8 protein-coding genes are annotated in these 5,962 nt (G+C 73.5%); 2 read left to right on the forward strand and 6 right to left on the reverse strand.

Annotation, left to right across the window (positions count from 1 at the left end; all coding sequences use genetic code 11):
- Positions 1 to 58: 58 nt before the first annotated feature.
- The 6 genes from trpC to hisI all read right to left on the reverse strand — a co-directional run bounded on the left by trpC (position 59) and on the right by hisI (position 4,563).
- Positions 59 to 868 carry an indole-3-glycerol phosphate synthase TrpC gene (gene trpC / locus AB0F18_RS38045; RefSeq protein WP_362069770.1) on the reverse strand — a complete coding sequence of 270 codons (810 nt, stop codon included), beginning with the start codon at positions 866 to 868 and terminating at the stop codon, positions 59 to 61.
- Between the two features lie 182 nt (positions 869 to 1,050).
- Positions 1,051 to 1,560, reverse strand: a complete 510-nt coding sequence (locus tag AB0F18_RS38050; RefSeq protein WP_362069773.1) for a DUF2752 domain-containing protein — start codon at positions 1,558 to 1,560, stop codon at positions 1,051 to 1,053.
- Between the two features lie 59 nt (positions 1,561 to 1,619).
- Positions 1,620 to 1,871 carry an HGxxPAAW family protein gene (locus AB0F18_RS38055; protein ID WP_362069776.1) on the reverse strand — a complete coding sequence of 84 codons (252 nt, stop codon included), beginning with the start codon at positions 1,869 to 1,871 and terminating at the stop codon, positions 1,620 to 1,622.
- Positions 1,872 to 2,004: 133 nt separating this feature from the next.
- Complete coding sequence (locus AB0F18_RS38060; protein WP_362069779.1) at positions 2,005 to 2,640, reverse strand: TIGR02234 family membrane protein; 636 nt, start codon at positions 2,638 to 2,640, stop codon at positions 2,005 to 2,007.
- 14 nt (positions 2,641 to 2,654) lie between these two features.
- Positions 2,655 to 4,178 (reverse strand): anthranilate synthase component I, encoded by a 1,524-nt coding sequence (locus tag AB0F18_RS38065; protein WP_362069782.1) that lies wholly within the window; start codon positions 4,176 to 4,178, stop codon positions 2,655 to 2,657.
- A 19-nt stretch (positions 4,179 to 4,197) separates the two neighbouring features.
- Positions 4,198 to 4,563, reverse strand: a complete 366-nt coding sequence (hisI, locus tag AB0F18_RS38070) for a phosphoribosyl-AMP cyclohydrolase (protein WP_079425998.1) — start codon at positions 4,561 to 4,563, stop codon at positions 4,198 to 4,200.
- Between the two features lie 83 nt (positions 4,564 to 4,646).
- Between hisI and AB0F18_RS38075 the strand changes: the two genes are divergently transcribed.
- Together AB0F18_RS38075 and AB0F18_RS38080 are read left to right on the forward strand one after the other, a co-directional pair.
- The gene (locus tag AB0F18_RS38075; protein WP_362069786.1) at positions 4,647 to 5,279 is read left to right on the forward strand and encodes a TIGR03085 family metal-binding protein; all 633 of its coding nucleotides are present in this window, start codon (positions 4,647 to 4,649) and stop codon (positions 5,277 to 5,279) included.
- 169 nt (positions 5,280 to 5,448) lie between these two features.
- Entirely contained in the window at positions 5,449 to 5,892 is a 444-nt protein-coding gene (locus AB0F18_RS38080) for a hypothetical protein (protein WP_362069789.1), read from the forward strand.
- The last annotated feature ends 70 nt before the right edge of the window (positions 5,893 to 5,962 follow it).

Raw genomic sequence — 5,962 nt, forward strand, 5'->3', positions numbered from 1 at the left:
GGCCGGGCCGGAGCCCGGGCGGGTGCGGACGGAGGGGCGGGCGGTGGGCACGGAGGGGTCAGCTCCTGCCGTGGCGCAGGGCGGGGTGGGCGCCGGCGGCGACGAGGTCGGCGACGGCCGCCTTCGGGTCGCGGCCGGTGACCAGGGACTCGCCGACGAGGACGGCGTCGGCGCCCTCGTTGGCGTAGGCGATCAGGTCGTGGGGTCCGCGGATGCCGGACTCGGCGACCTTCACGATGTGGGGCGGGATCTCTCCGACGACGCGCTCGAAAGTGGAGCGGTCGACCTTGAGGTCCTTGAGGTTGCGCGCGTTGACGCCGATGATCTTGGCACCGGCGGCGACGGCCCGCTCGATCTCCTCCTCGTCGTGGACCTCCACGAGCGGGGTGAGGCCGATGGACTCGGCCCGCTCGATGAGGGAGACGAGGGCTTCCTGGTCCAGCGCCGCCACGATCAGCAGCACGAGGTCGGCGCCGTAGGCGCGGGCCTCCCACAGCTGGTACGCCGTGACGATGAAGTCCTTGCGCAGGATCGGGATGTCGACGCGGGCGCGGACGGCCTCCAGGTCGGCCAGCGAGCCGCCGAAACGGCGCTGCTCGGTGAGGACCGAGATGACCGCGGCACCACCCGCCTCGTAGTCGGCTGCGAGCCCGGCCGGATCGGCGATCGCGGCCAGCGCGCCCTTGGAGGGGCTGGAGCGCTTGACCTCGCAGATCACCTTGACGCCGTCGCCGCGCAGGGCCGCAACGCCGTCCTTGGCCTGGGGCGCCTTGGCGGCACGCTCCTTGAGCTCGTCGAGGCTCACGCGGGACTGCCGTTCGGCAAGGTCTTCGCGGACCCCTTCGATGATCTCGTCGAGCACACTCACGCGAGCGGCCCCCTTCCGGGTCGATGACGGTCGGCCGCCTTGCGGACATGGAGCACTGCAAGGTCGGCAATCAAATGGTATCCGCAGGTCGCCACGGCCTCCGCACGGACATCGCGGCGTCCCAGGGTCTGGACACTCGGAATATGGGGTTCCTCCAGCCGCCCGGCCGAGGCCTCGGGGCCTCAGGGAGCCAAAGCGGCTCCGATCGGTAGGTTCCGGACAATCGAGAACGTCAGTACCAGCGCCCCGATCGCCCACCACCAGGCCGGCCGCAGCACGATCCGCGGCACCGGACCGCCCCGGAAGGCCCGCACCAGCCACAGCGCCGTGAAGGCCGCGAAGACCAGGTATCCGGCGACGGCCACGGCGTTGTCACCGAGGGCCGTCACCAGGTCCCCCCGCGCGAAGGCGTGCGCGCTGCGCAGCCCGCCGCAGCCGGGGCACAGGACGCCGGTCAGCCGGAACAGCGGGCAGACCGGGTAGTGGCCGGGCTGGTTCGGGTCCACGGCGCCCACGTACGCGAAGGCCGTCACGGCCCCGGCCAGGGTGAGCGCCGGAGCGGCCAGCCGCCGCGCCCGCGAAGCCGGTACGGGGGCCGGTACGGGGGCCGGTGCGGGCGGCGGCCCCCAGGTCGGGGCGGCCGGGCTGGGGGGAGTACTGGAGGCGTCCACCGGCTGATTCTCTCCGCTCATGACAAAAGGCGCAGCCCGACGGGGCCGCGCCTTTCGTGCGCCTCGGATGCCGGGCCGGTTCAGGCCTTGGCGGCGAGCTGCTTGGCGGCGATGACCTCGGCGAGGTCACGGTGGGCGGGCTTCGGCATGCCCATGCCCGCGGCCCTCATCGCGAGGCCGACGACACCGCCGAGCGCGGCGACGACCAGCCCGGCCCAGAACCCGAGCGGGTTCGCCAGCACCATGAAGGCGCCGGAGATGCAGAAACCGATGAAGGAAATGACGACACCGGTCCAGGCGGCCGGGGTGTGTCCGTGGCTCGTGCCCGCCATGAGTTGCTCCTCGTTGATCTGTCGCGCGTGACGTCTCGCACGCTCGATGTCATTGTCCCGCACGGGGCGTGCGGATTTCCCGGCGGGTGGCCCGTTCCAGGGGGTGAGCCGCACGCCGGGCGCGGCCCGGGGCTCAGCCCGTGGGGTCCTCTCCCCGGTCCAGAGCCTTCCACAGGTCCTCCGGCCGGTCCGGGTCCACCGCCGCCGCAGTACGCCGGCGGGGGCTGCCGTCACGCTCGTAGCGGCCCCCCATCGCGGGCCAGCTCCGGCCGAAGCGCAGCGCCAGCAGCCCGGCGAGCAGGATCAGGGCCGCGCCCGCGGCCGTGATGTACGGCCAGGCCGTATGGCTGAGCTCCACCACCCGTGCGGCCGTGTCGGCGGTCGCGACGGCGGCCCGCTCGTCCAGCGCCCGGCGGTCGTCGGCGGCGGCCACCGCCGACAGCGCCGCGCCCAGGCCGCTCAGCGCGAGCAGCCCGGAGACCACCAGCCGGCCCGGGCCCCGTACGGCGAACACCGCGACCAGGGCGGCGAGGCCGACGATGGCCAGGGCCGCCGGGAGGCCGGTGACGGCCCGCCCGTCGGCGGTCAGCGGGAGCGAACCGCCCCCGACGGCGGCGCTGCCCCGGGCCCATACGCGGCCGGAGGCGAGCAGGACGACGGTGGCGCCGAGCGCGCCGAGCAGCAGGGCGACGGCCACCGTGCGGCGGCCGGTGCTGCTCTCGGGGGCTTCGGCGTTCCGGGACAGGGGTACGGCACTCACGTACCCCACTATCCCCTACGCCCTCAGCCCCGGTGGAGGCGGTTCGCCGCTCCCACGGCGCGGAGCACGGCCGCGGCCTTGTTCCGGCACTCCCGGTCCTCCAGCTCGGGCACCGAATCGGCGACCACGCCGGCCCCGGCCTGGACGTACGCCGTCCCGTCGCGCAGCAGCGCGGTGCGGATGGCGATGGCCGTGTCGGAGTCCCCGGCGAAGTCGAGGTAGCCGACGCAGCCGCCGTACAGGCCCCGGCGGGAGGGCTCCAGCTCCTCGATGATCTGCATGGCGCGCGGCTTGGGCGCGCCCGAGAGGGTGCCGGCCGGGAAGCAGGCGGTGAGCACGTCGAAGGCGGTCTTCCCCTCGGCGACCCGCCCGGTGACCGTGGAGACGATGTGCATGACGTGCGAGTACCGCTCGATCGACATGAAGTCGACGACCTCCACGGAGCCCGGCTCGCAGACCCGGCCGAGGTCGTTGCGGCCGAGGTCGACGAGCATCAGGTGCTCGGCGCGCTCCTTGGGGTCGGCCAGCAGCTCCTCGGCGAGGTCGTTGTCCTCCTGCGGGGTGGCGCCGCGGTGCCGGGTGCCGGCGATGGGGTGGACCATGGCCCGCCCGTCCTCGACCTTCACCAGCGCCTCGGGGCTGGACCCGACCACGTCGAAGCCGTTCTCGAAGCGGAAGAGGTACATGTACGGGGACGGGTTGGTGGCCCGCAGGACGCGGTAGACGTCCAGCGCGGAGGCCTCGCAGGGGGTCTCGAACCGCTGTGAGGGCACCACCTGGAAGGCCTCGCCGGCCCGGATGCGCTCCTTGACGTCCTCGACGGCCGCCTGGTACTTCTCGCCGCCCCACAGGGCGTCGAAGGGCGGCAGCTCGGATTCGGGCAGCGCGGCGGGCGCGTAGGGGGCGGGCCGCGCGAGGTCGGCCTCCATCGCGTCGAGCCGGGCCACGGCGTCCGCGTAGGCCTCGTCCACGCCCGTGTCGAGGTCGTTGTGGTTGATCGCGTTGGCGATGAGCTGGACCGTGCCGTCCCAGTGGTCGAGGACCGCCAGGTCGGAGGTGAGCAGCATGGTGAGCTCGGGGAGCTTGAGGTCGTCCTCGGTGTGGTCGCCGATGCGCTCCAGCCGGCGGACGATGTCGTAGCCCAGGTAGCCGACCATGCCGCCGGTGAAGGGGGGCATGCCGCCCGCCAGGTCTCGCGTGGGGGTACCTCCCACGCCGCCAGGCGTAGGGGGAGTGTGGAGGGCCTCGACGGTGGCCCGCAGCGCCTCCAGCGGGTCTCCGTCCACGGGCACGCCGACGGGCGGGGTGCCGATCCAGTGGGCCTCGCCGTCCTTGACCGTGAGGGTGGCGTCGCTGCGCACCCCGACGAAGGAGTAGCGGGACCAGGAGCGGCCGTTCTCGGCGGACTCCAGCAGGAAGGTGCCGGGGCGCTCGGCGGCCAGCTTCCGGTACAGCCCGACCGGGGTGTCCCCGTCGGCGAGCAGCCGGCGGCTGACGGGGATGACACGGCGGTCTGCCGCGAGCTTGCGGAAGGTGTCGAGATCCATGGGGTGGGACCCTAACTGGCTAGTCGGCGTCGCTGAGCAGGACATCGGCGTCGAAGCAGGTGCGCGCGCCGGTGTGGCAGGCGGCCCCGACCTGGTCGACCTTGACGAGCACGGTGTCGGCGTCGCAGTCGAGGGCGACGGACTTCACGTGCTGGTAGTGGCCGGAGGTGTCGCCCTTGACCCAGTACTCCTGGCGGCTGCGGGACCAGTAGGTGCAGCGGCCGGTGGTGAGGGTGCGGTGCAGGGCCTCGTCGTCCATCCAGCCGAGCATGAGCACCTCGCCGGTGTCGTACTGCTGGGCGATGGCCGGGACCAGGCCGTCCGCGGAGCGCTTGAGGCGGGCGGCGACGGCGGGGTCGAGGGGGGACGTACTCATGGGCCCCATTGTGCCGCGCCGCGGTACCCGTTATGGATCTCCGTCCGCCTGATGGGCAGCCGCCGGTGGGTCCCGGCCGTAGGCTGGCTGGTATGTCTACCCATGCGAAGCGTGAACGGCTGCTGCTGGCCGACCTGTTGGAGGCCGCCGGGCCGCAGGCCCCGACGCTGTGCGCCGGCTGGACCTGCCGGGAGCTGGCGGCGCACGTGGTGGTGCGCGAGCGCCGGCCGGACGCGGCGGGCGGTCTGCTGCTGAACGTGCTCAAGGACCGCCTCGACCGGGCGATGGCCGAGTACGCGGCGAAGCCGTACGAGGAGCTCATCCAGCTGATCCGCACCGGCCCGCCGAAGCTGTCGCTGTACGCGCTGAAGCAGGTGGACGAGGCGGCGAACGCGGTGGAGTTCTACGTGCACGCGGAGGACGTGCGGCGGGCCCAGCCGGACTGGTCGCCGCGGGAGCTGGACCCGGTGTTCTCGGACGCGCTCTGGTCCCGGCTGGAGAAGCTGGCCCGGCTGACGGGGCGCCGCTCGCCGGTGGGGCTGGTGCTGCGCCGCCCGGACGGGCGTACGGCGGTGGCGCACAAGGGCGTGCCGGTGGTGACGGTGACGGGCGAGCCGGGTGAGCTGACGCTGTTCTGCTTCGGCCGGCAGAGCGCCGCCTCGGTGGACCTGGAGGGCGAGAAGGAGGCCGTATCCCGGCTGACGGTGGCCCAGCTCGGCATTTGAGGCGCGGGGGCTCCGTGGCGGTGGCGCCCCGGAGCCCCCGTACCGCCGGGCCGGTGAAAGTGGGCATGGCGCCACAAGGGAAAACGTTTCCGCACCGGGTGGCGTCCCTACGCTCCGTCACGGATGCCGACCGGTTCGGTGTCGTCACCATGGAAGGAACGGAACCCCCATGCGTCTTCGCACCACCGCCGCCGCCCTCGCCGGAGCCCTCGCGCTGGTCCTCCCCGCCGGAGCCCAGGCGTTCGCCGACGACGGCCAGGCCCTCAACTACGTGTACGTGGACCGGGACAACGCCGAGAAGAACGCGCAGATCAAGGACTCCGCCTCGGACCAATGCCACGCGCTGCCGTCCGCGGCGTCGAACGTCGTCGAAGCGGTGAACGAGACCGAGTCGGTGGCCCTGCTGTTCGAGGACGCGAAGTGCCAGGGCGAGCCGGCCGCCAAGCTCCAGCCGGGTGAGAGCGCCGGCGACCTCCACGCCGCCGCGGTGGTCTTCGAGCAGGCCCGCAAGCAGGAGCAGCCGCAGGCGGACCAGCAGCAGAAGCCGGAGCAGCAGAAGCCGGAGCAGCAGGAACAGCAGGACGAGGGCGACTCGTACGACGACTTCCGCTAGGCCGTCCGCCACCCGGCCGGGGGGGGGGGGGGGGGGGGCGCGGGCCGGCCCGGGGCGCCGGGGGGCGCCG

It is taken from the genome of Streptomyces sp. NPDC029216 (assembly GCF_040648015.1).
In the GTDB taxonomy this organism is placed as follows: domain Bacteria; phylum Actinomycetota; class Actinomycetes; order Streptomycetales; family Streptomycetaceae; genus Streptomyces.

Bases quoted from the DNA above. Each gene is read 5' to 3' on its own strand.
- AB0F18_RS38050 (WP_362069773.1), bottom strand. From the start codon at position 1,560: ATGAGCGGAGAGAATCAGCCGGTGGACGCCTCCAGTACTCCCCCCAGC.
- AB0F18_RS38055 (WP_362069776.1), bottom strand. From the start codon at position 1,871: ATGGCGGGCACGAGCCACGGACACACCCCGGCCGCCTGGACCGGTGTC.
- AB0F18_RS38065 (WP_362069782.1), bottom strand. From the start codon at position 4,178: ATGGATCTCGACACCTTCCGCAAGCTCGCGGCAGACCGCCGTGTCATC.
- hisI (WP_079425998.1), bottom strand. From the start codon at position 4,563: ATGGGGCCCATGAGTACGTCCCCCCTCGACCCCGCCGTCGCCGCCCGC.
- AB0F18_RS38075 (WP_362069786.1), top strand. From the start codon at position 4,647: ATGTCTACCCATGCGAAGCGTGAACGGCTGCTGCTGGCCGACCTGTTG.
- AB0F18_RS38080 (WP_362069789.1), top strand. From the start codon at position 5,449: ATGCGTCTTCGCACCACCGCCGCCGCCCTCGCCGGAGCCCTCGCGCTG.